Source organism: Microcoleus vaginatus HSN003 (assembly GCF_022701255.1).
In the GTDB taxonomy this organism is placed as follows: domain Bacteria; phylum Cyanobacteriota; class Cyanobacteriia; order Cyanobacteriales; family Microcoleaceae; genus Microcoleus; species Microcoleus vaginatus_B.
This window is the reverse complement of sequence record NZ_CP031705.1, coordinates 1,421,533-1,446,874: the sequence shown is the minus strand read 5'-3', so window position 1 is coordinate 1,446,874 and position 25,342 is coordinate 1,421,533. Positions and strand designations below refer to the sequence as shown.

Annotated in this window: 22 protein-coding genes; 13 read left to right on the top strand and 9 right to left on the bottom strand. The window is 44.5% G+C overall.

What is annotated here, in order from left to right:
• Positions 1-151: 151 nt before the first annotated feature.
• Positions 152-1,783, bottom strand: coding sequence for a serine/threonine-protein kinase (locus D0A37_RS06105; protein ID WP_242722288.1), 1,632 nt, complete (start codon positions 1,781-1,783; stop codon positions 152-154).
• A 533-nt stretch (positions 1,784-2,316) separates the two neighbouring features.
• On the opposite strand from D0A37_RS06105, the gene pheT reads away from it, so the two are divergent.
• Entirely contained in the window at positions 2,317-4,779 is a 2,463-nt protein-coding gene (gene pheT / locus D0A37_RS06100; protein ID WP_242722285.1) for a phenylalanine--tRNA ligase subunit beta, read from the top strand.
• Positions 4,780-5,039: 260 nt separating this feature from the next.
• On the opposite strand, the gene D0A37_RS06095 is transcribed toward pheT, so the two are convergent.
• A complete protein-coding gene (locus D0A37_RS06095; protein WP_242722282.1) occupies positions 5,040-5,612 on the bottom strand; it encodes a Uma2 family endonuclease in 573 nt (190 codons plus the stop codon).
• Between the two features lie 160 nt (positions 5,613-5,772).
• On the opposite strand from D0A37_RS06095, the gene D0A37_RS06090 reads away from it, so the two are divergent.
• Genes D0A37_RS06090 through D0A37_RS06075 form a run of 4 tightly spaced genes read left to right on the top strand, consistent with a single transcriptional unit; the run spans position 5,773 to position 13,204 of the window.
• Positions 5,773-6,210 (top strand): DUF29 family protein, encoded by a 438-nt coding sequence (locus D0A37_RS06090; RefSeq protein WP_242722280.1) that lies wholly within the window; start codon positions 5,773-5,775, stop codon positions 6,208-6,210.
• 22 nt (positions 6,211-6,232) lie between these two features.
• Complete coding sequence (locus D0A37_RS06085) at positions 6,233-6,502, top strand: YciI family protein (protein ID WP_242722276.1); 270 nt, start codon at positions 6,233-6,235, stop codon at positions 6,500-6,502.
• 13 nt (positions 6,503-6,515) lie between these two features.
• Positions 6,516-9,548, top strand: a complete 3,033-nt coding sequence (locus tag D0A37_RS06080) for a hypothetical protein (RefSeq protein WP_242722274.1) — start codon at positions 6,516-6,518, stop codon at positions 9,546-9,548.
• Positions 9,548-13,204: a helicase-related protein gene (locus D0A37_RS06075; protein ID WP_242722272.1), complete on the top strand. Its 3,657-nt coding sequence runs from the start codon at positions 9,548-9,550 to the stop codon at positions 13,202-13,204. The genes D0A37_RS06080 and D0A37_RS06075 overlap by 1 nt, the downstream gene beginning before the upstream one ends.
• 178 nt (positions 13,205-13,382) lie before the next feature.
• Here D0A37_RS06075 and D0A37_RS06070 read toward each other — a convergent pair whose 3' ends face one another.
• Complete coding sequence (locus D0A37_RS06070; protein WP_445242488.1) at positions 13,383-14,618, bottom strand: metal ABC transporter substrate-binding protein; 1,236 nt, start codon at positions 14,616-14,618, stop codon at positions 13,383-13,385.
• A gap of 102 nt (positions 14,619-14,720) precedes the next feature.
• Between D0A37_RS06070 and D0A37_RS06065 the strand changes: the two genes are divergently transcribed.
• The gene (locus D0A37_RS06065; RefSeq protein ID WP_242722270.1) at positions 14,721-15,530 is read left to right on the top strand and encodes a metal ABC transporter ATP-binding protein; all 810 of its coding nucleotides are present in this window, start codon (positions 14,721-14,723) and stop codon (positions 15,528-15,530) included.
• Positions 15,531-15,562: 32 nt separating this feature from the next.
• On the opposite strand, the gene D0A37_RS06060 is transcribed toward D0A37_RS06065, so the two are convergent.
• The gene (locus tag D0A37_RS06060) at positions 15,563-15,754 is read right to left on the bottom strand and encodes a hypothetical protein (protein ID WP_242722268.1); all 192 of its coding nucleotides are present in this window, start codon (positions 15,752-15,754) and stop codon (positions 15,563-15,565) included.
• Positions 15,755-15,856: 102 nt separating this feature from the next.
• Between D0A37_RS06060 and D0A37_RS06055 the strand changes: the two genes are divergently transcribed.
• A complete protein-coding gene (locus D0A37_RS06055; protein WP_242722266.1) occupies positions 15,857-16,753 on the top strand; it encodes a metal ABC transporter permease in 897 nt (298 codons plus the stop codon).
• 212 nt (positions 16,754-16,965) lie between these two features.
• Here D0A37_RS06055 and D0A37_RS06050 read toward each other — a convergent pair whose 3' ends face one another.
• A complete protein-coding gene (locus D0A37_RS06050; protein ID WP_242722264.1) occupies positions 16,966-17,109 on the bottom strand; it encodes a hypothetical protein in 144 nt (47 codons plus the stop codon).
• A 62-nt stretch (positions 17,110-17,171) separates the two neighbouring features.
• Between D0A37_RS06050 and D0A37_RS06045 the strand changes: the two genes are divergently transcribed.
• Complete coding sequence (locus D0A37_RS06045) at positions 17,172-17,630, top strand: peroxiredoxin (RefSeq protein ID WP_242722261.1); 459 nt, start codon at positions 17,172-17,174, stop codon at positions 17,628-17,630.
• A gap of 249 nt (positions 17,631-17,879) precedes the next feature.
• On the opposite strand, the gene D0A37_RS06040 is transcribed toward D0A37_RS06045, so the two are convergent.
• Together D0A37_RS06040 and hpf are read right to left on the bottom strand one after the other, a co-directional pair.
• Positions 17,880-18,518 (bottom strand): Uma2 family endonuclease, encoded by a 639-nt coding sequence (locus tag D0A37_RS06040; RefSeq protein WP_242722258.1) that lies wholly within the window; start codon positions 18,516-18,518, stop codon positions 17,880-17,882.
• Positions 18,519-18,693: 175 nt separating this feature from the next.
• On the bottom strand, positions 18,694-19,347 hold the full coding sequence (gene hpf / locus D0A37_RS06035) for a ribosome hibernation-promoting factor, HPF/YfiA family (RefSeq protein WP_242722255.1): 654 nt from the start codon (positions 19,345-19,347) through the stop codon (positions 18,694-18,696).
• A gap of 151 nt (positions 19,348-19,498) precedes the next feature.
• On the opposite strand from hpf, the gene lipB reads away from it, so the two are divergent.
• From lipB to D0A37_RS06020, 3 genes are all read left to right on the top strand, one after another.
• Complete coding sequence (gene lipB / locus D0A37_RS06030; RefSeq protein WP_242722252.1) at positions 19,499-20,176, top strand: lipoyl(octanoyl) transferase LipB; 678 nt, start codon at positions 19,499-19,501, stop codon at positions 20,174-20,176.
• The gene (locus D0A37_RS06025; RefSeq protein WP_242722250.1) at positions 20,169-20,309 is read left to right on the top strand and encodes a hypothetical protein; all 141 of its coding nucleotides are present in this window, start codon (positions 20,169-20,171) and stop codon (positions 20,307-20,309) included. The genes lipB and D0A37_RS06025 overlap by 8 nt, the downstream gene beginning before the upstream one ends.
• 429 nt (positions 20,310-20,738) lie before the next feature.
• Entirely contained in the window at positions 20,739-21,083 is a 345-nt protein-coding gene (locus tag D0A37_RS06020) for a hypothetical protein (RefSeq protein ID WP_242722248.1), read from the top strand.
• A 187-nt stretch (positions 21,084-21,270) separates the two neighbouring features.
• Here the strand turns inward: D0A37_RS06020 and D0A37_RS06015 are convergent, their stop codons facing one another.
• Entirely contained in the window at positions 21,271-21,828 is a 558-nt protein-coding gene (locus D0A37_RS06015) for a single-stranded DNA-binding protein (protein WP_242722246.1), read from the bottom strand.
• Between D0A37_RS06015 and D0A37_RS06010 the strand changes: the two genes are divergently transcribed.
• On the top strand, positions 21,815-21,979 hold the full coding sequence (locus D0A37_RS06010) for a hypothetical protein (RefSeq protein WP_242722244.1): 165 nt from the start codon (positions 21,815-21,817) through the stop codon (positions 21,977-21,979). The genes D0A37_RS06015 and D0A37_RS06010 overlap by 14 nt on opposite strands.
• Positions 21,980-22,020: 41 nt before the next feature.
• On the opposite strand, the gene D0A37_RS06005 is transcribed toward D0A37_RS06010, so the two are convergent.
• Positions 22,021-24,564: a mannose-1-phosphate guanyltransferase gene (locus tag D0A37_RS06005; protein ID WP_242722242.1), complete on the bottom strand. Its 2,544-nt coding sequence runs from the start codon at positions 24,562-24,564 to the stop codon at positions 22,021-22,023.
• A gap of 577 nt (positions 24,565-25,141) precedes the next feature.
• On the opposite strand from D0A37_RS06005, the gene D0A37_RS06000 reads away from it, so the two are divergent.
• Positions 25,142-25,339, top strand: a complete 198-nt coding sequence (locus tag D0A37_RS06000; protein WP_006633481.1) for a hypothetical protein — start codon at positions 25,142-25,144, stop codon at positions 25,337-25,339.
• The last annotated feature ends 3 nt before the right edge of the window (positions 25,340-25,342 follow it).

Here is a 25,342-nt window from a genome sequence, read left to right as displayed (position 1 = left end):
ACCTGACTGGGGGAGTGGGAAGTTGACTGTTGACTGTTGACTGTTGACTGTTGACTGTTGACTGTTGACTGTTGACTGTTGACTGTTGACTGTTGTTATTCGTAGCAGCTACCCACTAACTAATGACTACTGACCAATGACTAATGACTTGTTAAAATCCAAAACTCCGCTTGCCATCCGGCTTAACAGTAAGCCAATTGGTCTTTGCCATTGCCAGTTGTTCCTCAGAAACTGTAGCGTTCGTAAGATTCGCCCCGCACAAATTTGCTCCCCGCAAATTCGCCTTAGTCAAATAAGCCCCCGTCAAGTCAGCACCTCGGAAATCCGCCCCTTCAAAATTGGCAGTGCTGCAATAAGCCTCAGTCAAGTTAGCATCTCGCAAATTCGCCTGAATTAACCTCGCGTGACCCAAATTCGCCCCCGACAAATCCGCTGCTTGCAAATTTGCCTTCACCAACCTAGCCTGATAAAAATTCCCCCCCGCTAACTGCGCTTTTTGCAGTTGCAGGCCAGACAGTTCGCAGTCAGAAAAATCGCGCTTTCCTTTAAAATATGCCGATCGCACGCTGTTGGGGTCCCACTTAGGAGCAACTTTCGATAGTTTTGACGCTGCTAAATTGCCGCTAGAAGGTCCAACGGTTCCGAAAGTTCTGCCGGACTCAGCCAGAGTTCGGGAAACTCTCGGCTGCATCCCCGTGTTCCCGGATTGGGTGAAGGAAGTTCTACCAGCGCGCGTGTGGTTCGATCGTAAATCTTGATTAATTTTGCTCCTCGGCGGTGACCACGAAGAACCCTCGTCATTAAATATTGTCGGTTCTTCAACTGTACGAGAAGAGCCGTTGAATTGAGTTGCTAAGCCATCGACAAGACTTGGGTCTTCAAATTGGCCCGAGAGAGCTCTGAGGACATCTGCTGCCGATTGGAAGCGGTGCCCAACCATCGGCTTCAGCATTTTTTCGAGAATCCGCGCAAAATTTGCACTCACCTGAACGTGGGGCTGCCAAACAATTTCGCCGGTTACTCCATCAAAATCTAAATCCTTGGGCGATTTTCCTGTCAGCAAGTACAAGCAAGTCATACCCACCGCGTAGATGTCGCTGGCAAATATCGGCCGCAGCGCCATTTGTTCCGGGGGGGCAAAACTAAATGTGCCGACTGAAAATTTCGTGTTGGCGCTTTGGTCGGCGGGGTCTAATAATATTGTTTGGCTAACTTGGTCTTTTACCGCTCCGAAGTCAATCAGAACTAAGTGGCTGTCTTGAACTCGGCGAATAATATTTGCGGGTTTGATGTCTCGGTGAATTACTCCTTGGCTGTGGATATATTGCACTACTGGCAGAATTTCTAATAGAAATTTTTTAACATCCGATTCGTTGAAACGGCCTGACTGCTTGACTTCTTGTTTCAAAGTCGAGCCTTTAACATACTCTTGAACTAAGTAAAATTGCTGTTCCGTTTCAAAATAGTCTAGCAGCCTCGGTACTTGCGGGTGGTCGCCCAGTTGGCCGAGGGTTTTCGCCTCTCGCTTGAATAATTCCCGCGCCATCTCTAAAACTCGCGGCGACGAACTACTGGGTCGCAGTTGCTTGACCACGCAACTCGGTTGACCGGGCAAAGAGATGTCTTTTGCCAGAAATGTAGCTCCAAAACCTCCTTGTCCTAACGGTTCAATGACTTGGTAGCGAGCGCGCAGCAATAACCGCGCACCGCAAGTCTGACACTGAATAATAGAGTCAGCAGGGTTTTGAGGATGGGGACAGCCCGGATTTACGCAGTAGCTCATATTGATTGAGTTTGCCTATGTTGTTCTGATCTTGTCAGCGTCGCTCGACTGCACAAATAGCCTGTTCCTGCTTCTGGTAGACATACTAATCTATCAGTTTTCGGCAGGTCGTGCCTTCGATTGCGAATTGGAATTGCACCTAAGTCTTTTATGCCGATATCTTTTCCCTATTTTGATTATCTCGCTGGTCTGAGTTTTTTCGGTTGATTATCCTTGAAGATAGTTTAAAGACTTGCTAAAGTTGTGCTTTTTTGTGTAAAGTCTTTCTAAACTTAGGTGCTTTTTGCGTTGTTAGATGTCTCTAGCATACCTCATTCTCTGAATAAGAATGCTACTCATCCCCCATTAGACATCTACCTTTAGACATATTCCTCCTTTTGGCTTATGTGTACTATGTCAGTCTTGACAAAATTCAATTAGTATGCTATTAAAAGCTTTCCCGAATAAATTCTGGGACTCAAAAGTCGTAGCCTGTCGGCGGGGACTTTTGACTAATAACTACCGAGCACTGACAACTAACTCCTGACTAAATTATGCGTATATCTCTAAAGTGGCTCCGGGAATTGGTGGATGTGGCGATATCCCCGGAAGAATTAGCCGAAACCCTGACAATGGCTGGGTTTGAAGTGGAAGAAATTGAAGACCGCCGCCCGTGGGCAAGCGGCGTAGTTTTGGGCAAAATAATTGCCTGCGAACAGCATCCGAATGCAGACAAATTGAGAGTTTGTCAAGTGGATGTGGGTTCCTCAGAAGCTTTGAATATTGTTTGCGGCGCACCGAACGCTAGGGCAGACATTTACGTGCCTGTCGCTGTTGTTGGCACTTATTTATCGACTATTGATTTAAAGATTAAACCTGCTAAATTGCGGGGCGTTCCTTCCGAAGGAATGATTTGTTCTCTGGCGGAATTGGGACTATCTAAAGAGTCAGCCGGGATTCACATTTTCGATTTAGAAAATCCCGAATTGGGCAGCGATATTCGCCCGCTTTTGGGTTTAGATGACGTAATTTTAGATTTGACAGCAACTGCCAACCGTGCAGATGCTTTGAGCATGGTGGGCGTGGCGCGGGAAGTGGCGGCGCTGACTGGGGCGAGTTTGAGAATTCCCGAAGCGAATGGTGTGGCGATTGAGGGCAAAGAAAGTCCTGGTTTGGCAGTAGAAATATCAGAACCGCAAGGATGCCCGATTTACATCGGCACGGCAATTGAAGGTGTAAAAATTGCTGCTTCTCCAGCTTGGTTGCAGCAGCGGTTGCAGGCGGCGGGAGTGCGGCCAATTAATAATGTGGTTGACGTAACTAATTACATTTTATTGGAATGGGGACAACCGCTGCACGCTTTCGATCGCGATCGCCTACAATCTTTCACGGGTACTCAAGATATCAGCATCGGCGTCCGCTTTGCCAAAACAGGCGAATCCTTCAAAACTTTGGACGGACAAAACCGCAATTTGCAAGCTCAAAATCTGTTAATTACTGCTAGCGACAAACCAGTTGCCTTAGCTGGGGTAATGGGTGGCGAAGATACGGAAGTTCACGAAGGAACGCAAAATTTAGTCTTGGAAGCCGCGATTTTTGACCAGGCAACGATTCGCCGTTCTGCGCGCGCTCAAGGCCTGCGTAGCGAGGCATCGATCCGCTACGAGCGGGGGGTGAATCAGGCGGCCTTGGCGACGGCCTGCAACCGCGCTGTCGCCCTAATTTTGGAGTTGGCTGGAGGCACTGCGACGGGGCAGAAAACGGCGAGTTCCGGCGAGGATTTGAGTTTTTCGCGATCGCTCGAATTGCGTTTAGATCGAGTAAATCTGGTTTTGGGACAGTTGAAAAGAGGAGAAACGGGCGGTTCTAAATATCTGGAACCGGAAGAGGTAAAAAATATTCTCACAGCCTTGGGATGCGAAGTTGTTCCGACGGAAAAAGAGCGGGTTTGGAATGTGACTGTGCCGCCTTACCGCTACCGCGATTTAGAAAGGGAAATTGATTTAATTGAAGAAGTTGCCAGACTCCACGGTTATGACAATTTCTGCGATACTTTGCCCAGCCAAACGGAACCCGGTTACTTGTCAGTAGAATATGCGGCAATTCGGAATGTGCGATCGGCTTTTCGTGCGGCCGGTTTGACGGAACTGATGCACTATTCTTTGGTGAAAACTGAGGGAGATAATCAGGTTGTACTGGCGAACCCGTTGTTTGTGGAGTATTCGGCTTTGCGGACAGAAATGCTGTCGGGTTTGATTGATGCTTTCCAGTACAATTTGGAACAGGGAAATGGCGCACTAAACGGTTTTGAAGTCGGCCGCATTTTCTGGAAGGAAGAGGGCGGGCAGGATGCCCACCCCACAATGAAGGAAGCCGATGCAGTTGCGGGGATTATCGGCGGCGATCCGACTGTGTGGAAATGGCAGCAGGGAGGGCGCGATCGACCTTTGAGTTGGTTTGAGGCTAAGGGGGTTTTAGAAAGCGTGTTTCAGGAGTTGGGTTTGTCGGTGGAATATCAAAGTGATTCCTCTAATACACGCTTGCATCCTGGCCGCACGGCTGCGTTATCGTTAAACGGAAAACATTTAGGGGTTTTTGGACAGTTGCACCCGCAATTGCAGCGAGAAAAGGATTTGCCTGAGCAGGTTTACGTGTTTCAATTAGATTTGGCGGTGCTGTTAACTGAATTAGGGCGATCGAACGAATTAACTCGCAAATTCGCTGGTTATTCGAGTTTCCCCGCTTCTGACAGAGACATTGCATTTTTCGCACCAGTTGAAGTTCCGGTTGTAGATATGCAGAGTGCGATGAAAAAGGCGGCGGGTAGTTTGCTGGATTCGGTGGAACTGTTTGACGAATATCGAGGCGACAACGTGCCGGCGGGACAGCGGAGTTTGGCTTTTCGGTTAGTTTACCGCGCGGGCGATCGAACTTTGAGCGAAACTGATGTCGAACCGGCACAACAAAAAGTGCGCGATGTTTTAGTAGAGAAATTCGGCGTTAGTTTGAGAAGCTAAAATAGGCCGCTACTCACCAATGGAAACCGCCAGGGAATGAATTCCCTGGCTGATAGCTAAAGTCCTCTTAAGAGGACTAACAAGACTTACGGATTACAAGGTAAATTTGCCATTTTGAGCAAAGCGAAGCATCTCAAATTCTTGCAATAAAACCGTCTCAAGTGCATAATTGCTAACTAATGAACTTTTCAGTCCTCATAGCGAGGAATTCAGCTTTGATGCGGGTTTCAACCCCTGCCGAACTCAATTTTTAACGTTAATTAAATTGTCACCAACGGCCGCAACATATCCCGAACCATAAAGGAAATATTGGGAAACTGCAAAGGAGAAATGCTCGCATCATCTCCCTGAACTACTATACTTTGATAACCATCTTGATTCGGATCTCGAAATACGTGAAGTTGCCGATTATTAACATCCAAAACCCAATAATCAGCAATTCCAGACTCAGCATAAATAGTCGCTTTAATCCCCAAATCTGTTCTCAGCGTAGTATCGGCAACTTCAATAATGAGATAAACTTCAGACGGAGTTGGATGGCGGTCTTCATAGTAAAGTGGATCTCGCACAAGTAAAGCAATGTCAGGTTCCGGTTCCGAGAAATCATTTAACCGAACTGGATCTTGTATGCTTAGCAATACCAAACCCCATAAAAGGTTCTGTAATAGCTCTACAGTCCGTTTCAACGCTGCACCATGCGCTGTTCCTTTTGCTGCCATCTTTACTATCTGTCCCGCCAGTAATTCTACTCGTTCATCTTCGTCAATAATTCCAATTTCTGCCATTCGGTGATATTCTTCAACTGTCAATAAACGAATGTCTAATAAAGTCATAGCTTGCTCCTCTATGAATTTAGTAATATTATAATATAATCTTTTTCCATTGGCAGGGAAAACTTCTTGAACCCACGCAGGTGGGTTTTGTTTGTGTAGGCGCGGTTTCTAACCATCGGCGTTTAGTATAATATATTAAATAGCGGCAATATTAAACCTGATGGAAGAATTAATGGAATTAAAGGAGTTGCTACAGCGAGGCAAGGTTGCAGAGGCTCTAGTGTTAGTGGCAGAATTAGAAGAAATGAGTAAGTCCGATAAGCTTAACAAAATTTTCAGTTATGGTATCATTCTGCTATTACATCTGATCAAAAAACTTGCTGAAAACCGTACTACTAAGTCTTGGGAAACTTCGATCTTTAATGCGGTTAAACAAATTCAACGTACCAACAAGCGGCATAAAGCGAAAGGCACTTATCTCACAGAAGAAGAATTAGTCGAAACTTTAGAGGATGCCTATGAATCTGCATTAAAGTCGGCGGCTTTAGAGGCTTTTGAAGGAATCTATGATGTTGAAGAAATTGCCAAGATGGTGAACCGAGATGATATTATGACAATGGCGATCGGGTTGATTTTAGATAGACAGCCTGAAATTTAGATTTTTCGAGAGGTTGACAGATATGACTAAATATGTGATGTGGGGAAGTTACTGCGAGGATGTCATCGAAAAACGCGCTCCTTTCCGGGAAGCTCATTTAGCAGGATTGGCTAAGCAGAAGGAATCGGGGGTATTAAGTACGATCGGGCCAACCAAAGATTTAACAAAAGTTTTTGCAATTTACGAAGCGGAAGATGAGGCGCAGGTGCGACAATTGGTGGAAGCCGATCCTTATTGGGTAAATGGGGTTTGGACTGAGTACGATGTGAAAGAGTGGATTCAAGCTTTTTGAAGGGGTTAACAGGGTGAACATCTTAAGATTGGATGACAGCGATTTAGTCCCCGTAGACTATGGCGATTTGCTGGCCAAGATTTTAGAAGTTTTGCAGGGAAACAATCCATTTAAAATATCAGATGATCGCCGCCGTCTGATCGTCGATATTGATGCCATTGCTGCTGAGGTTGCAAAATTAGAAGTACGGAAACCCTTGGGTTCTTTTGAACGCTTCGCCGATGCTGCTACTGTTAATTTTCCTGCGGAAGTGGACGATCATTTTGGCGCTCGCGTCAGGCAGATTAAAGAGTGTTTGCGGCAACACTTAGAATCTAAATTACCACAAAATGATTCTATAGAAAAGTTTGTCGCTAGCTTAATCACTCCTTTGAATTCACCTTCTTTTCGGGGAAGCGGTCAAGAGTTAGGTTTTAAATACGATTTTGGCAAACGCCACACTTCTTTAGAAAAAGAAAAGCTAACTTTGCAACGCCTGGATTCGGGCAGCCACGCGACTTTAAAACTGCATAAGTTGACGATTGCTGTGCGAAACACCGATATTTTTCAACAACAGCTAAAGGACGGTTTGGAAAACTACATTAGGGAAAATGCCGAGAATAGCGACGATAGGCAAGAACTTAACCATCGTCTTGATGAGATGGTTGAAAATCCCGACTCAGATTTTCACAAATTAATCCGACTGGTAGACAAAGAAACCCTGGGACAACTTAATAAAGAAGCAAAAATTACTTATTTAGAGTATCTGTTAGAACACATCCGCGCTAGCAGCAAAGATACTGTAGGTATCATCTATTTACAAGACTTGATTCGCCGCCTCAGATTGATAGAACAATACATCAATGACAGCAGTAAAGCCCATGGCGAATATGAAGTAAATTATGCCGGATTCCGATTTAATTACAGAGAGATTTTTGCCAGAGCGGAAGTTTTAGATGCACTGCCAATTATTTCAATTGTAGAAGGTTACTTGGGAGAAAGCACCGACACCCCTCAAAGCGAACGTAAATTTATCTTTGCTCTCAAAGTCAAATTTAATAACCCAGTTCAATCGCTCGGTGGAAAGGAAGTATTTGAATATTATCTGAATCTACTAAATCCTGACAGTGAAGAGCACCAAGCAGCAATTGCGGAAGATTCCATTACCGAAACATTCGCCCGGAAGGTGTTAAAAATAGCATTGCTGTATCACTTTGTCTTTGCATCTCCCCACAACCCAGAAACGGAAAATTACAACCCTGAATTAGAACTTGACTTTAATCCTCTTCCTGGTTTTGAGAAACTAATCAAAGATGTATTGAGTCGTGATAATGAGGAAATCAAAAAAAGACTTTTCCGAAATTTTGTGACTCGGTTTAAGGAAGTTAATGTTAAACATAAAATAAACCGTCTCAAGGAATTGCTGAAAAACTTTCTGAAACAGCAAACAATTTTGCCAAGCCGAACTGAAACGCGACACGTCAACCTCAAAATGGGTCTGGTAGAGGATATTGACAATATTTTGACGACGGGGAAATTTTTTAATGATATTATGGAGCGAAATTATAAGCAGACACTCCATTATATTGCCGTCGAGCAACCTACTGTCAACGAAAGATCTATTTGCCAGCTACCAGTCAATATTACCATCGAAGATGTCCGCTATTTTCCTACTGATGAACGCCAAACTTTCAGCATGGAATACAATATCGAAGGTGTCGATGTTTTGCCTGTACTTTCTGCACCTAAAGCAAATCGTTCTCGAGAAATCTACAACCAGCATTTTCAGACGAAATTAGTCTTGTTTCCTTATGAGGACAGACGACTAGACAGTGGCGATAAAGGTTTACAACCGGCGGCGGCTTTTGTCTATAAATTTACCATGTTGCTGCTGTCCTATATCTGTCTGAGAATCTTGCTGGAAAATGCTGCGAAAAACTTATTTATTCCGATGGTCAGACTTCACGAAGGCGACCATAATCACCCTTCGCCGTCAGAAGAGTTTATGGCTAAACTTTCCAAAACATTGTCTCACATTTTGAGTGAAAAACACCGTTCAACTTCTCAGGGATTTCGGATTAGAGAAAAAATTGATAGTTTCCGTATCCGTAACGGTTTGAGTTCCATGTATTCAATACTTCCTAAAAAGTTTAGCTTCGACAATGTGCAGCTATCTCCAGAGCTGGATAAGTTGGCGATTCTTGTCGTTTCCAGTCGGGATAGCGACGCGAGAAAAGGTAATCAAAACCGCTTGCAAAGACAAGCCAGCTTCATCGGAGAAGTTGTCGGAATTAATCGCCTAGACGACACTACAATTCAAGTCGAAATGCTGAAAACCTTTTCCGAGAATTACAGCGTCAGCCGTCTGTATACTGAACCATTAATTCTTGAAGATGCAATGAGTCAGCTTTATCAGCAAGGATATCGGAATTTCGCATATATTTCACAAGCACCTTACATGAGTACGCTGCACATTACTAAGACTGAGGAAGATGAGGAATTGTCTTTCATGTCAAAAAAATTGCTCCGAACTTTGAAGGGAGAGCGGCGAGATATCAAAATTTATCCGCTATTTTTTGACAAATACTTTGTTCGCAGTTTCCTAGGTGATAAAGGAAAATCTTTTTACATTCAGGATGCAATGGAGCTTGAAAGCTTGTCCGCAAAAGGCAATCAGCAAGCTGTGATGTTTTTCAACTTGTTTAACGGGATTACAGTCAAGCAGCCGGGAGAAAAAAACTTTTACAACGGTGTGATTTCTTACTCGACGCTGTTGCATATATACGACGGTATTCTGGATGACCAAGACCTTCACCAAGGTTTGATATATGATGGTGAAATTAAAGATACTTTGCTGCATTATCTAACAATTTTCCACTTTTCTAGGTATGAAGCTCGCCACAACATTAGTTTAAAACTTGACCCCTACGAGCGGATAATTGGCGATGATTCGGTTGGTGCTTTATCTGTTTTTCGTCATGCGACCGGGAGTGCAGAGTTTAACTCGCTGGCTTTTTTGAATAAGGTAAGAGAAGTATTGAGCGTAACTGAGGGAGGTACAAAATAATGATCGGTGAAGATTTGGGACGGCTATTTGAGGTAGGCTTCAATATCGGGATTCTGGCATATATTCAGCGGGAAAATTTAAGTCACAATTTTGGCGATTCCTACCGTCTGGATTTGCAGAGGCTCAAATTGCCAAAGATGACGGCGGAAATCGTCAGGGAAGCCAATCTGCTGGCTAGTTTAGATGCTGAAATCGTTGAGAAATGGAGTTTATTCTTTGTCCAAAAAGGCTTTTTGGGTGGGTTAAATTTTTTCCGGGAGTACGTCAAATCTACTGGCTGGAATTTGCAGCGGCTGGAAATTGTGTATTGTCAGTGCAGTTTTAGTGATTCTAACAGTATCAGAACCTATAACAAGGGTGACAAAGAATCGTTTAAAGAGCTATTGTCTCAGTTAAAAACTGCCCAACCTAGTTTATCAGATGAGGAGATTAATTCGTACATCCGCCGCTACTCGAAAAAGGGTGAGTTTTTGCAGGCTGATACGCTGATGCTGTTACAGTATGGAAATGATTTTAGAATTCTCTGCGTTGATTTGTCTGTGTTTTCTCCGATGTTAGCTCCAAAACCGGAGGATATCAATGAAATAGAGGTGATACGCAAATATTTGATGAGAGAAATTAGCTATTTGCGATCGAAAAGTGTGTTTTCTAATCTGCGGGTGGATACCAGCACTTTAGGTGTTGATTTTTCGGAGGATTTAAAACGATTTTTTACAGCTTTTAAGTATAAGGATAAGGAAAGCACTAAGTTAATTCAGGCTGGTAGCTATGCTCACAGTTTCTATGGATTTCTACAACAAACTGGTATAATTTCAAGTGATGCTGAGGTTTTGTTTAATGTGGTTGGTTATGGCGATCGCAATATTAGCGCTATTTCCCTACGCCAGGACAAAATCAAGTTGTTAGCAACTTGCGCTCAGATTTACCAGAATGAAGCGAAAGATAAAGAGATTAGCGACGCCCGCAGCGAAGTTTTAGATGTTATTCAACTTAACGCAGCTCGCAGTTTCAAAGACGGCAAAAAATTAGTAAATCCTCTGTTAGAAATTGGCAAAAATACTGCCCCAGTCTTTCATAAAGAACGGATTGATAATTTTGCTAATTCCATAGATATTATATCAGATAAACTGGCAGATAACTTGCAAATCGAGCGCGGATTACATCTGAGAAAGGCTCACGCTCAATTGATTGTAAAAGCGCTTCAATCTGATGAAACTTATATCTTTTTGACGGGTAATCCGGGAATTGGGAAAACAACTGCGATCGCCAAATTCCTCAAAACCCATATAGACGACGGTTTCTTATTCCTATACGTCAGTCCCCGCAAGCAAGTAAACTTAGATATCATCGAAAAATTCAAAGATAAAAATACTGGTGGGCTGTGCGACGATCGATTATTTTGTATCAACACTAACGCGGATATCATCAAAAGCAATTTAGGACACTGTACCGTCAAGTACGCATCGAATAGCTATCGCGAAGATTTCCCCAAAAAAACTGTTCGCTTCCTCAAGGATGATTCAGAAATTCAGAGGACGGAATATCATCAATCCGAACTTAAAAAAAAGGGAGAAACAGTAATCAAACCCGTTAATCCCAAAGGAAATGGAGTGCTTAAGACCATTTGCGAAGGTATATACGCGCTGATAAATTGTCAGGTATCTAATAATATCGTAGCTACCGTTTCTATTCAATCGGTGAAGATGAAAGAGAACCGGCAAAATACCCTAGAGCATTTAGATAAAATTTTTCAAGATACTTACAATAAACGCGACAAACGGGTCATTACCGCTAAGATGCAAGAAATCTCCAGTCGCATCAAACATATTTTCATTATGATAGATGAAATTACCGGAGATGACGGCGGCGTTGAGTTTTTAGACGGAATTGCCAAGATTGTAAAAAAATATGAGTTGCACAAGCGGGAACACGGTTTTAATACTAAAATTATTGTGGCAGATGCTTCGATTGTTGACTCCGATGTGATTAAACAACACCTTGATAACACGTCACCGGAACCGGATAAAATCTACTTTAAAAAATTAGCCAAAAATTCTGATGTAATTGAACCTTTACAAGTCATTCCTTTTAAATTCAAGAATCTAGATGCAACGGTAATCAATGCTAATTCCTACCCTGCCCGCAGTTTAGAGATAACTTACAAGGTATTTGTAGAAACGGTTAAGTACAGTGAAAATGCACCTTTAAAAGAGAAGAGCAATTTAGTCAAGCGGGTACAGTCTGAAATAATTCAGGATATCAATCAGCGATTAGCCATCCCCGGTGTGGAACAAATTATAGTATATATTCAAAACAAGCAAAGATTGGCAGAATTAATTGAAAAAATTAAAGATAGTCGCGAAAAGTTTGAGCAGTTTACCGATTATCTGGAAATTCACGCGAATATCTCGGAAAAGGAGAAAGAAAAAATACAGGAATACAAAAATACAGCTAAAGTAATCTTTATGACTGCATCGGGAAGTCGGGGGCTTTCTTTCCCGAAAACCAAGCACATTTTAGTGGATATTCCCCGCTTCCAAATTGAGAAAAATCTGATGGAAGTCATACAGGTGATTTATCGGGGACGCGGAGAAGATGAGAACGGTAAAACCCTTGATGGTGAAGATAAGGAATTGGTTTTTTATCTGTCTGATACCGCAGTTTATTACGCTGAGGATGCGGAACTTTCCCTGCAAGAAAGCAAATTGAGTTTGTTGAATTTATTGCTAATTCTGAAGACTGCGGTGATGACGCGAATTTCGGGATACGGTTATTTAGGTAGGGATAAGTTTTTGATGATTCCGATTGGTGGTAAGTCGGTTTCCGCCGTAGGGGATACTTTTAGCAGCAAAATGGCTGCTCTAATTAAGGCATTAAAGAGCGAGAGCCAGCGAGGAAATATGTTGTTTAAGGAGGTTTATACGAGTCTGGAACAGCTTTTGGGTCGCGGGGAGTTTGTTTTGACAAATTCTGATAAGTCTCGTCAAAAGGGCGATTCCTATCTGGAAATGCGGGATGATTTTAATCGTAAGTTTTTGGAAAAGTGCAATCCTCTTGATGGTTTGCTGAGCTATGATAATTTAGAGATCGGTCATGTTTGCGGTAGTTTGTTGATGGTACCTCTAGCCGATCGCACTTTGGGAGAAACATACCAGATGTCGCTGCATCGGGAAATCAAGGAATGTCTAGAAAAGAAGTTGCTGAAAAAAATGCGTCTAATTAGGGATAGCGATTCGTCCCCGGAGAATGTAATATCGGCAATTAGAGGCGGTGCGATCGAGTTATTGCAATTTCTCAACAGCGATGTGGAGAAAACTCAGTATTTTGAAGAGCAGAGTCAGCAGTTCGATCGCTATTATGCCATACCGCTGTTTGCTTTTGTCAGCGGGGAGGAAATGAAAGAGTATTTTGCTGACAGTAAGCTGGAAGAACCGGAAGACAGGCGGTTTCGGGATATTTTGTCGGCTTATGTGCGATCGATCTACCCTGTAGATAGTGTAATGCCGATCGGGCACAAGTATCGAGACTTTCCATTTATCGTGTTTAGAAGCTACAGTTTAGAGCAAAGTCGAGAAAAGATTTTCACAGATAAATATCTTTTAAGTTCCAACGAATTGAACGTGCTTAATTTAATTTTGTCGAAGCAGGTAAACTGAAACTTGTAGGGTGCGCCATACAATTTTAGATTTTAGATTTTAGATTGTAGATGGGGAATCAAGGATGACTATCGGCGTTGGGAGTTTACCTACAGTTGCATTCTTGTTTGAAACCCCTATCAGTTAGCTGTCACCATATCCGCACATAAAATAAAACTCTTCAGACGCACCCTACTTGCTACTTGCTAACTTCAAACGGCGTGTATTTCCCACCCAAAGCTTCGACGATGGCGCGAGTATTAGCCGACATCATTTTCACATAAGAATCGCCCTCGCTTCCCGCCGCCCCAATCGAATCCGAATAAAGTTCCTGCGCCACCAATTTCACTCCCGCTTCCTCCGCTACAGTTTTAATCAGTTGCGGGTTAATTGTAGTCTCAGCAAAAATAGCAGGAACTCCCGCAGCTTTCACGGATTCTACTAACTTTTGCACCGTTTGAGCGCTCGGCTGTTCCTCCGTACTAATCCCGATCAAACTTCCAGCACTTCCCAATCCGTAGGCGCGGCTGTAATATTGAAAAGCATCGTGACTTGTGACTAATTTGCGCTGATTTTCGGGAATAGTTTTAATCTCTTGTTCGATCCAACTATCCAAACGTTTTAACTCTTGAGTAAGTTTCACAGCATTCTGCGTAAACTTCTCCCGATCTTCCGGCGACACTTCGATTAGCGCATCCCGAATTGCTTCCACCATTTGAACTACATTTTCCACATTTCCCCAAACGTGCGGATCGGGTACGGTATTGCCTTCTTTATTCAGTAGCAAAGGCTTGACAACTTCCCCCACTGCTAATTTCCGCGCCTTAATTCCGGCGGCATTCATCATCCTAATTAATCCCGGTTCCAAATTGTAACCGTTATATAAAATTAAGTTAGCTTGTTCTAAAGCTTGAGAATCTTTTGGCACCGGTTCGTAAACGTGAGGATCGGTTCCCGGCTGCAAAATTCCTGTTAGCTGAACTTCGCCTCCCGCTAGTCGATCGGTCAAATCCTCAATAATTGTGCTGGTAGCAACTACCTTGGGTTTAGCATCTGCCTCTGGAGAGAGGCGATCGCCCTGAGTTTGAGCGCAACTAAATAAACCCACAGTCAAAATGCCGCAGGCAATAGTTCTCATCCAAAATACCTTGGACTTGTCAAATCCAGGGCGGGCGGTTTCAATCCCCAACTCACCCCTAAACTCCCCTTTATCAAGTTGCTTCACAATTGCCGTCGGTTTTAACTCAGATTTTGCACTCTTCTCCACCACAGGCAAGATGACTGTTTCACAATGATTCAATATTCTGGTGGGATGGGCGAATAGCCCGCCCCGATCGCGATCATTGAGAATGGTGGAAGAGATAAGTTTTAACCTACTTGAGATTTTCGCCACCAAACCTATGGTTTGAGGGGTTTCCAGCTTGGACTGTCGCATTATCTACCTCTTTTGCGTTCCCGATTATTCCTATTTACCGATGATTTCATATTCTTTTCATTTTTACAGTAAACTTAATAAAAAGGAGATAGAGTCACCGCAATGAATACCGCCGCCTTCCCTAACGAGAATCCTTGGTCGAAAATGGTTTGCCACCTCAAAGACAGCGCTACCGACACTGAAATTATCGCTGTTAAGCACTTAGGAGTAAACTACCGCACGGTAGAGGCACTCAGAGATATCAGTCTTTCAGTCAAACCGGGAAGGCTGACGGGTATTATTGGGCCCAACGGTGCGGGCAAAAGCACGCTGATCAAAGCAATGTTGGGCTTAATTCCGGCAGCTCGTGGCACTGTTACCTGGGGCGAAGAAGCGATCGCCGATCGACTCGAAACAGTAGCTTACGTGCCCCAGCGATCGCAAATTGACTGGAACTATCCCGCCACCGTTTGGGATGTCGTAATGATGGGAAGAGTCAGAAAAGCTGGATGGTTTCGTCGCTTCTCGGCAGCTAGTCGCCGCACCGCTGCCGATGCCTTAGAAAGAGTAGGGATGACTGCTTACAAAGACCGACCGATCGGACAACTTTCCGGCGGACAGCAACAGCGAGTATTTCTAGCGAGAGCATTAGCCCAAGAAGCCTCTATTTTCTGCTTTGACGAGCCGTTTGTCGGCGTTGACCAAAAAACTCAAAATATCATTTTTGACATCTTCCACCAACTAGCCAATGCCGGGAAAATCGTCTTAGTAGTTAACCACGACTTAGGCGAATCAATCACCAATTTTGATGATTTAATTTTGCTGAATACAGAATTGATTGCCGCTGGTTCCCGTCAAGAAGTCCTAACACAAGAAAACCTTTACCGCGCCTACGGCGGACAAGTAATGTTTTTTGGCGGACAAGCCGCTTAATTAGCCAACAGTCATTAATTTATGAATTACGCTTATGAACCCGGTTGCTTTGATAATCTTGAATTGGGCAACGATAAATCTCGGATCAAACTCACATCTTGCACCATTCTCAAGAACAGGCAAGATGCCTGTTCCACAAACAGTGAATTTTCTTGTGGGACAGGCCTCAAGAACAGGCAAGATGCCTGTTCCACAAAGAGTGAATTTTCTTGTGGAACAGGCATCTTGCCTGTTCATAAAAGGCTTATTGAGAATGGTGCAACATCTCAGATCAAACCGGGTTACTTTGATTGTTAGTCATTAGTTAACTGTGATTTTATAATTTTATGCTACAAACCTTAATTGAGCCGTTGCAGTATGGATTCATGCAGCGATCGCTCATAATTGCCATTCTCGTCGGCATCGTCTGCGCGATCGTCGGCAGCTACCTAATGGTACAGCGGCTGGCCTTGCTCGGAGACGCCATCAGCCACTCGGTTTTGCCCGGATTGGCGATCGCATTTATCCTCGGAGCAAACATCTTTCTCGGCGCCTTCATTGCCGGAGTTTTGAGTACAGTAATCATAGCTTGGATCAAAGCTCGATCGACAATCAAAGAAGACGCCGCAATGGGCATCGTATTTTCAGCCTTTTTCGCCCTCGGCATCACCTTAATTACGATCGTCCAAAAAGACAACAAAATCGACCTCAACCACTTTCTTTTCGGCAACATCCTGGGGGTTACTGTCGAAGATGCGATCGACACAGCCGTCATAGTCGCCGTAGTCTTATTAGTTGTAGTATTCTTTTACAAAGAACTGCTATTTTACACATTCGATCCATTAGGAGCGCAAGCCACAGGTTTGCCAGTAAACCTGCTCAACTTCGGACTGATGGTACTCATCGCCCTCACAATAGTTGCCAGCCTCAAAGCCGTTGGCGTAGTGCTAGTCTTGTCCCTATTAATTACACCTGCAAGTACCGCCTATCTCCTAGTCACTCGTCTGCATCAAGTAATGATTTTAGGCGCAATAATCGGAGTTATTTCCAGCATTAGCGGAATGTATCTCAGCTACTTTTATAACTTACCATCCGGCCCCGCAATAGTTTTAGTTGCATCGGGATTGTTTGTGCTATCATTGCTGTTCAGTCCCACTCAAGGAATCCTCACCCAGCCCCGCACACACTCTGGTCAAATTCCTCCAATATGGCGGGAATTAAAAAATTTAACTAAAGGCCGATAACAATTAACTTTGTGGTAACGCTTCAGCGCCGACCCTCCCCTTGTTAATCAGAATCTTCGTTAATCCCCGTGGATGTGCGGTTCAAAAAAGCCTCTTCAATTAATACCCGTAACTGCGAATCGTCGGCTGCATCCAGATTTGGTAAAAAGGTTTTTTTTAGGAGTGCCAGAAAGCAATAATGGGATGATACTGAGATGTTGCACCATTGTCAATTACTTGTTTAGGAACAGGCTTTCCGGCCTGTTCCACAAGAGATGAATTTTATTGTGGAACAGGCCGGAAAGCTGTTCTTGAGAATGGTGCAACATCTCAGATGATACCGAACCGGGCGATCGCACCTGCGAACAATTGCTCAAAAAAACTGTACAATAACAAAAGTTAAATTTTCACCCAAACAGAGCTACTCAGTTAAAAAAACATGACAGTCAAAGTAGGAGACACCGCACCCGATTTTACCTTACCCTCTCAAACTGGCACATCAGTCAGCCTCAAAGATTTTAAAGGTAAAAAAAACGTCATAGTCTACTTTTACCCCAAAGACGACACACCCGGATGCACCACTCAAGCTTGCGCTTTTCGAGATAGTTACGAAGTCTTCAAAGATGCAGGTGCAGAAGTCATAGGAATTAGCGGAGATACCCAACAAGCGCACCAGCAATTTGCCACCAAATATCAGCTACCCTTTACACTGCTGAGCGATACTGGCAACAAAGTTCGGCAATTATATGGAGTTCCAGCTACACTGTGGATTATGCCCGGTAGAGTAACTTATGTCATTGACAAAGAAGGCGTTGTCAAGCATATTTTTGACTCGATGTTAGACTTCAAAGCACACGTTGCACAATCACTCAAAACTTTAGAAACCATCAAAAGTTAGAGGGATTTGCTTAAATATATTAGACCTCTTGCAAAAATAATTAGGACGGGCTCTCCGGCCCATCCCACAAGAGTTATTTTTTCTTGTGGGATGGGCCGGAGAGCCCGTCCCATCAATTAATGAAAAGGATTTTTGCAAGAGGTCTATTGTTTGTAGTGAGGACGAAAGTCCTCCTTGTCTAAAAAACAAGAAAAAACTAAATTCCTGACTGCGAACTAGCGGTTTTTAGTGAGGAAGAAAGTTCGGAGACTAGAGATTTTCCCGTACCCAAATTTTAAAAGCTTGAATAGCGGGGGTTCTGCCAGCAACTTGACTCTGTTGAGTGTACTGATTCACCAGTTGAACAATCGGGATATTGGGGAAAGTGGGACTCACATCAGACTCAATATATTGTTCGGCTTGCAAGACGTTAATTTGTAGCCCTCGCCTTGCGTATCGCCAAAGTTCCGGCACTCCTAGAATTTGATAATTATCCAACTGCGTGCGAGAGGTAAGATCAATTTCTATAGCTAAGTCTGGGGGCGGATCAACACTCATATCGAGGCGATTTTTACCGATAACCGCTGCTTGATTTTGAATGTAAAAACAGGTATCCGGTTCGACAGCCTGACTCATGCGTTCATTTTTTAACGTTGTCGAACCCAACGACTCAAATGCTATTTGTCGTGCTTCCAACAAAATTTTTACCATGTCGCCAATAATTTCTTTGGCTTTTTCATGTTCTGGCAAAGGAACCATAATTTCTAACCGTCCGTTACTATAAGAAAGTCGGGAAGCACGACGTTCTCCTAATTCCGCCAAAATACTTTCAAATTGTTGCCAGTTCACATCCTCAACCAGTAATTGCTGACCCGGTTGAATCTTCAATTGTCTTAACTCCAATAGCATAATTGTTCATCCATTTTCTCTAGGCAATATCAGCAAAGTGCTTACTACGAATCATTATCTTAAAAAACCAAGAAAGGACTAAAGTTCTTACTAAAAACTCGTGGTTCGTAGTAAGCACTTTAGTCCTTTTTTGCTAACGACTTGCAGCCATTAACAATTAGCACTCAGCAATTATCTAGCTTTTTGCAACACTCGATTTTTCCGATGTAGCGCTTTCGGCAGTTTTGCCATTTTTGCTATTACCGTTACCGTTGCTGTGGCGGGGTTGGATAACTCCATAACCACCGTGACTCTTGCGTTCGTAGAGTACGTTAATTTCGTCTGTTTCCGCATTACGGAACATATAGAAATCGTGATCGATAATCTGCAATTGTTCCAAAGCTTGTTGCACCGTCATTGGAGGCATGGCAAAATACTTAGTCCGCACCACCTCAGCAGGAAGTTCGGGAGTTCGATCGCCAATCAGATCTGCTACTACAGGATGTTCCTCAACTAAAGTAACCGTTTTGGCACTACTCTGGGTCTTGTTGTCGTGGCGTTTTTCCTTAAATTTCCGCAGTTGACGAGCTATCTTGTCGGCAACCAAATCGATGCTAGCATACAGGCTTTCCGTGCTTTCTTCAGCCCGAATCACGCTGCCGTTAGCATAAATTGTCACCTCAGCAGTCTGCTTAGGATTGATCCTGGGGTTACGAGCCACCGATAGATGTATGTCCACTTCAGTAGTCAAAGTTTGAAAATGGCTAACTGCCTTTTCAAGCTTTTGATTGACGTACTCGCGAATCGCATCGGTGATTTCTATATTCTTACCCTGGATAACAAGCTTCATAGAGCTCCCTCCCTTCTGTAACTTGGGTATATTTTATACAGTAGCACTATGTATTCTGGAAAACACTTATCTTCCAAATCTTTTATTATATGTTGACAATTCTTGATTTAAGCTGCGCCAATATTCCGTCAAAACACTATTGATTTTTTGCATGATTTCCCCTCTCACCCCTCAACAGCTAAATGCACAACCCTGCTTGCTCCTCGATTGGGAACTTGTTCCCTACTCCCAAGCTTGGGAAATCCAGCAAAAACTCGTGCAAGAACGCCGGGAAAACCCAGATTTGCCAGATGTGCTGATTTTGGTGGAACATCCGCCGGTGTACACTTTGGGACAGGGCGCGAAGTTGGAATTTCTGAAATTTGACAGCGAAACTCAGCCGGAATTGCACCGAGTTGAGCGGGGTGGTGAGGTGACTTACCATTGTCCGGGTCAATTGGTGGGGTATCCGATTTTAAATTTGCGGCGCCACCAGCCTGATTTGCACTGGTATTTGCGACAGTTGGAGGAAGTGCTGCTGGGGGTGCTGGAAGTTTTGGGGTTGAAGGGTTCGCGGGTTCCCGGTATGACTGGGGTTTGGGTGGATGGGTGCAAGGTAGGTGCGATCGGCATTAAAGTCAGCCGCTGGATTACGATGCACGGTTTTGCTTTAAATGTTTGCCCGGATCTGGCAGGTTTTGGGCAAATTGTACCTTGCGGGATTCCCGATCGACCTGTTGGCAGTTTAGAACAGTTTATTCCGGGGATTGGAGTCGATCGAGTGCGATCGCTCGTTGTCGCTGAGTTTGCTCGCGTTTTTGCAGTGGAAATTGTGCGATCGAATGTGTAGGGTGCGTCCCCCGATCGCAGGTGATAGTAATGCGGATGTTGACCCGTTACTGGAAAGAATAATCTTTCAGGGCGATCGCCCTTTATCGAGCAAAGTGCGATCGCTCTTAAATTATCAAAAACATCAGGCTTAATTCTCCACCCAATCGCTTAAAAACTCCAGACTAAGGATGCTAAACATCGAATCGAATTAACGCGGCGGTGTTTGCGAGACTTGGGGGTATTATAGAAGAGAAAATTTTAACGGTCTGTACTTACTGATATCGTTTCCGGTTGCATCGGAATAATAAAATCGAGTCAACAGTTAACACTCAACCATTCAGTTTTTCGACCCGCCCGTCAACAGTCAACAGTCAACAGTCAACAATAATAAGGAGTGCAACCGGAATTGATATGACTCAAGAATTGAGAGTAATTGGTGGTATAATTCGCGATCGCGGGCTTCTCTAACCTCAGACAGAAGCAAGACCGATGCAGAAATACGTCCTAAGAGTTTTGCGATCGCCCCTAGCATCAGGTAAGATTCTTGTTAATTATTGCGCTCAGTTCAGGAGAAAAAATTTATGCCAGATATGTCCGGTCAAGACCCCTCGGAAATTAAAATGGCGACGGTTGATGAAGAAGAAAAAGGCGCAACGTTTAGCGGTACGGTCATCCTTGCTATCGATGTCGAGGCTGGGGAAGTCGTTTTCTTCAGAGACTTTTTGATTGAAGATTATAAAGGCGAACTTACCGCTTATCTGGCAACAGATGGCAATATAACGAAAAGCATTGATTTAGGCGAACTTAAGCATAAGAGCGGCAGCTTTAAGATGCCAATTCCGCTGGGGACGGATACATCGCCCTACAATACAGTCGTGCTACGCGACGAAAAAAGCAAGAAAAAAGTTGTGACGATCAAGCTGTAAAATTTGCAATTTAGCCCGTAGTTCAGCCAAATTCGTTAGCGCAGCCCTCGAAGAGGATCGCCCTTTTTTTCCTGAAGTACGCGCGTGCGAAGCTATCCCGTAGGGAATCGCCCTTAAATTAAGGTGCGTCACTTTCGAGCAAACGGCGAAGTTTGGCGATCGCTCGTAAAGTGACGCACTCTAATTTTTAAAACGGAATCGGATCGTAATCGGGATTTTCCGGCTCGTTAGGCGAACTCGAAGATCGATCGGACTCAGAATTTGAAGATTGATGCGAGTTCCAATCCGAACTAGACGTGCGGTTAGCGCCGCCTGGAGCGCTGTTTGAACTGCGGTTCCGCGAGCCTAAAGGCACTACATTGCTCGGCACATTAGCCGGGGCCGTGTCGCGAATTTGAGCCGGTTCCGGGGCAGTTCTAGTTGGGGGAGCCGAACTCATGGCATCGGCGCCGACACTGTAAATCCTTTGAGCTGTCAGTTCAGCGCGCTTTTCTTTAATACCATCTCTTTCGATCGTATTCATGCTCAGCCGCCCCTCAATAATCACGCGATCGCCCTCGTGATATTTCTCGTGAATTTCTTGAGCAAAATTTCCCCATCCTATCACTTTCAAATGTTCGGGCGGATCTTCGGGTTTTGGGCCGGGAAACTGCACCAACATCTCAGCGATTTGAAGTTGATTGTCAGGAGTATAACGGAGTTGCGGTTGTTGAATTATTTCCGCCATCAAAATGCAGCTATTCATCTGTTATCTGTGCGTAATTGGGAATTGGATGTTGAAGGAAGAAGGAAGAAAGAAGAAGGAAGAAGGAAAAAATAGCTATCCGTGTACCGATGACTTGTGCGTCTTGCTTTTGGGAATTGCCAATTGCAAATTGGTAATAGGTGATGACTGATTTTTCTGCGCTATTCGCTATTAGTTGTCACCGATTACGGATTACACGTTACCAAATTTATCTTGGAGAACCGCCGCCTCGGCTTGACTGACAAAATCGTGAACGAGGGCACGGTACTCCTTCAAAGTTTCAGATACCCAATCTCGATCCTCACTGTTGGCGAAGATATGAACCGTCGGTTCACTAGCATCGGGTAAAACTAATACCCAATTGTCGTCGCTGTAGTTAAAAATCTTCACTCCATCTAATAATTCTAAACGATCGGGCGAATGAGTTTCTACTAAATGTCGCATCAGCGAACCCTTGATAGTCCAAGGACAGCGGACGCTGTAACTGCGGTGGGTGATGCGGGGAAGTTCCGCCTTGATCTGTCCGAGCGATCGCTCCTGAATCGTCATCATTTCTATCACTTTAGCAATGCAGAACATTCCGTCAAATCCGGGATGCAACTGCGGGAAAATAAAACCCATAAGGCCGCTGCCGCCCAAAACCACATTCGGGTTCCTGTTAGCGGCTTCCATCAAAGCAGTTGGGTTCGCCTTCGTGCGGATTACCTTGCTTTGATAGCGTCGGGCGATCGCCTCCACCGCAGAAGACGCATGAACCGGCACTACTACTGTACCTTTGGGATGAGAAGTCAGCATCAAATTTACCATCAACGCCGTCAGCATTTCCCCACGAATCGCTATCCCAGACTCATCTACCAAAATGAGCTGTTCGCCGTTCGCCGATACCTGCACTCCAAAATTAGCGCTGAGTGCTTTCACCACCCGGCCGAGTTGGTCAAGCAAATATTCCCGTTCCCCGTTGCTTAGAGAAGTCTGCTTGAGACTAGCATTGAGCACCACCGCATCGCAGCCGAACTTGGCAAGCATTTGGGGCAAAATTGCTCCAGAAACCGCGTAAACGTAATCGATTACCACCTTAGTATTGCTGTAGCGTATTGCCTCAACATTCATCTGCCGCTCAAAAATGCGGTTGTAAACTTCGAGAGCTTGGTTAAAGTACGTCATTTCTCCAATTTCGGGAATTAGAGCTCGCCGCAAATCTTCCTTAAAATAAGCCCCCTCAATTTTTTTCTCAGCTCCTTTAGTAATATTGATGCCTTTGATATCGAAGAATTCAATTAAAATGTGGTCGGAGCGATCGGGTGAAATGCGAACGTGAATGCCGCCAGCAATCGACACGGTAGACGAAACCGTGCGCGCGATCGGAATTGCCGTCGATTCCAAATTGAGCACATTAATTCCCACCGACATCAAACCCGCAATCAAAGACCTCGAAACCATCCGCGAAATGCTCCGCTGGTCACGAGAAACCGATACCGAAGTCCCAGGTTTCAAAGTGGAGCCGTAAGCCGCGCCCAATTTCACCGCAAATTCCGGGGTAATATCCACATTTGCCAGTCCTTGAACGCCGCGCTGACCGAACAAATTCCGCTTAGCTTGTTCTCCCCAAATTAAATTTTGATTTAACAGAGCGCCGGATTCAATATTTTTGCTCGGCCAGACACGCACGCTTGGCCCCACTTGTGCTTCTTCTCCCACGATGGACATCGAACCGACGACAGCACCTTCGAGGACGTGAGCGCGCCTGTCTACGCGGGTGCTCCGGCAAATCACGCAGGCCCTAAGATGAGCGTCTTCACCGACAATTGCTCCGTTCCAGACGATGGGACGTTTGAGGTTGGCGTCCGCCCCGACAGTCACGTTATCTCCGATCACTGTACCGGCATCGATTTTAACTCGGGCTCCAATCCGACAATTGTTGCCGATCATCGCCGGTACTTCGACGATCGCACTATCGTCAATAAAAGTATTCTGACCTACCCAAAGTCCCGATCGAACTTCGTTGTAGTAGCTCAAATCCAGTTTGACCTTTCCCCGCAGCGCGTCGTACTGAGCTTCCCGGTAAACATCCAACTGGCCGACATCGCACCAGTAACCCTCGGCGATGTAGCCGTACATCGGCTCGTTTTTTTCCAGCAGCATGGGAAACAAGTCTTTCGAGAAGTCGCACTCCTGATTTAGCGGCAGGTAATCCAAGACTTCCGGTTCTAAAATATAAATGCCGGTATTGATAGTATCGGAGAAAATTTCGCTGCTAGAAGGCTTTTCCAGAAAGCGGCTGATGCGGTAATTTTCCTCGGTAATCACGACCCCGAATTCCATCGGGTTGGGAACGCGAGTTAAAATTAACGTGGCTTTGGATTGCTTGCTGCGGTGAAATTTGATCGCTGCTGTTAAGTCGAAATCTGTGATGCTGTCGCCGCTGATCACCAGAAAAGTTTGATCGAGCAATTCAGCAATATTTTTCACGCAACCAGCCGTACCCAGCGGTTGGTCTTCCTCCACAGCGTAAGTCATTTGAACGCCAAACTCTGACCCGTCAGTAAAATATTCGCGCATGACATCGGGAAGGTAGTGCAGCGTTGCAATAATTTCCGTGATCTGATGCCTTTTTAGCAAATTAATAATGTGTTCTGCGATCGGGCGATTAAGAATCGCCACCATCGGTTTGGGCAAATCGCACGTCAGGGGTCTGAGCCTCGTTCCCGACCCCCCAGCCATCAGCACTGCACGCATAAAATCCTCCTTGCTTAGAAAGCTCTCTACCGTCATTGTCCGCTAGAAAAAGTTTGCCTGCTGTAATTGGTTGGCCGCCAACTCTCAGTTCTTACTTTAAAGATCTTCGAGTAGGGACACGTCTGGACAATCCCGTTCGGCTAGGCTGTCCCCCAACAGCAACCGATTTCAACCGAATTAGAACTTGCTGCACTGCACCAATCCCCCGGTCGAGCTCGGATTTGTAGGATGTTGGGTAATACCAGTTAAAAAAAAGAATGCAACTGTAGTCCCGTGCTCGAAACCCTTCTGTCATCAGTCATTCCCAATTCTTTAATTCTTCAATTCTTCAATTCTTCAATCGTATAGGCCCTCAGAATCCTCGACTTTTGGCAGAAGTCCCTTCTTGCTTGCTCGGTGACAGCTATTTCGGGGGTGTTATTTTTAAGTTTGTGGCCAGCGGGGATTTTGAAGTCTCTTTCTGAAGGTGGAATTACTACGGGTATCGGTGCGCTTTGGCGTCTGATAAATGATAGATTAAGGGTAGCGCTTTGACTAGCTGACCCAAAATCCTATCCATTGCTTAGGGGTTTTTTAAATGAGTACGTTAATTAGCTTGGCATTGCTGATCGCTTACGGTGGCGGTATTTGGAAATTTTGGAATGGTTTCGATCGCACTAACTTCGATCGAAGTTTTACAAATCGCCTGAAGCTCTCGCTGCTCTGGCCCGCGTTAATTTTTAATAAGCCCTATCGCCAAAACTTTACAAAGGCTCTCAAAGCCTCTAAAAGGTAATTC

What these genes read in the sequence shown, in the direction of transcription:
- D0A37_RS06105 (WP_242722288.1), bottom strand. Translation starts at nt 1,783, where the DNA reads ATGAGCTACTGCGTAAATCCGGGCTGTCCCCATCCTCAAAACCCTGCT.
- pheT (WP_242722285.1), top strand. Translation starts at nt 2,317, where the DNA reads ATGCGTATATCTCTAAAGTGGCTCCGGGAATTGGTGGATGTGGCGATA.
- D0A37_RS06095 (WP_242722282.1), bottom strand. Translation starts at nt 5,612, where the DNA reads ATGACTTTATTAGACATTCGTTTATTGACAGTTGAAGAATATCACCGA.
- D0A37_RS06090 (WP_242722280.1), top strand. Translation starts at nt 5,773, where the DNA reads ATGGAAGAATTAATGGAATTAAAGGAGTTGCTACAGCGAGGCAAGGTT.
- D0A37_RS06085 (WP_242722276.1), top strand. Translation starts at nt 6,233, where the DNA reads ATGACTAAATATGTGATGTGGGGAAGTTACTGCGAGGATGTCATCGAA.
- D0A37_RS06075 (WP_242722272.1), top strand. Translation starts at nt 9,548, where the DNA reads ATGATCGGTGAAGATTTGGGACGGCTATTTGAGGTAGGCTTCAATATC.
- D0A37_RS06070 (WP_445242488.1), bottom strand. Translation starts at nt 14,618, where the DNA reads ATGCGACAGTCCAAGCTGGAAACCCCTCAAACCATAGGTTTGGTGGCG.
- D0A37_RS06065 (WP_242722270.1), top strand. Translation starts at nt 14,721, where the DNA reads ATGAATACCGCCGCCTTCCCTAACGAGAATCCTTGGTCGAAAATGGTT.
- D0A37_RS06060 (WP_242722268.1), bottom strand. Translation starts at nt 15,754, where the DNA reads ATGCCTGTTCCACAAGAAAATTCACTCTTTGTGGAACAGGCATCTTGC.
- D0A37_RS06055 (WP_242722266.1), top strand. Translation starts at nt 15,857, where the DNA reads ATGCTACAAACCTTAATTGAGCCGTTGCAGTATGGATTCATGCAGCGA.
- D0A37_RS06045 (WP_242722261.1), top strand. Translation starts at nt 17,172, where the DNA reads ATGACAGTCAAAGTAGGAGACACCGCACCCGATTTTACCTTACCCTCT.
- D0A37_RS06040 (WP_242722258.1), bottom strand. Translation starts at nt 18,518, where the DNA reads ATGCTATTGGAGTTAAGACAATTGAAGATTCAACCGGGTCAGCAATTA.
- hpf (WP_242722255.1), bottom strand. Translation starts at nt 19,347, where the DNA reads ATGAAGCTTGTTATCCAGGGTAAGAATATAGAAATCACCGATGCGATT.
- lipB (WP_242722252.1), top strand. Translation starts at nt 19,499, where the DNA reads ATGATTTCCCCTCTCACCCCTCAACAGCTAAATGCACAACCCTGCTTG.
- D0A37_RS06025 (WP_242722250.1), top strand. Translation starts at nt 20,169, where the DNA reads ATGTGTAGGGTGCGTCCCCCGATCGCAGGTGATAGTAATGCGGATGTT.
- D0A37_RS06020 (WP_242722248.1), top strand. Translation starts at nt 20,739, where the DNA reads ATGCCAGATATGTCCGGTCAAGACCCCTCGGAAATTAAAATGGCGACG.
- D0A37_RS06010 (WP_242722244.1), top strand. Translation starts at nt 21,815, where the DNA reads ATGCAGCTATTCATCTGTTATCTGTGCGTAATTGGGAATTGGATGTTG.
- D0A37_RS06015 (WP_242722246.1), bottom strand. Translation starts at nt 21,828, where the DNA reads ATGAATAGCTGCATTTTGATGGCGGAAATAATTCAACAACCGCAACTC.
- D0A37_RS06005 (WP_242722242.1), bottom strand. Translation starts at nt 24,564, where the DNA reads ATGCGTGCAGTGCTGATGGCTGGGGGGTCGGGAACGAGGCTCAGACCC.
- D0A37_RS06000 (WP_006633481.1), top strand. Translation starts at nt 25,142, where the DNA reads ATGAGTACGTTAATTAGCTTGGCATTGCTGATCGCTTACGGTGGCGGT.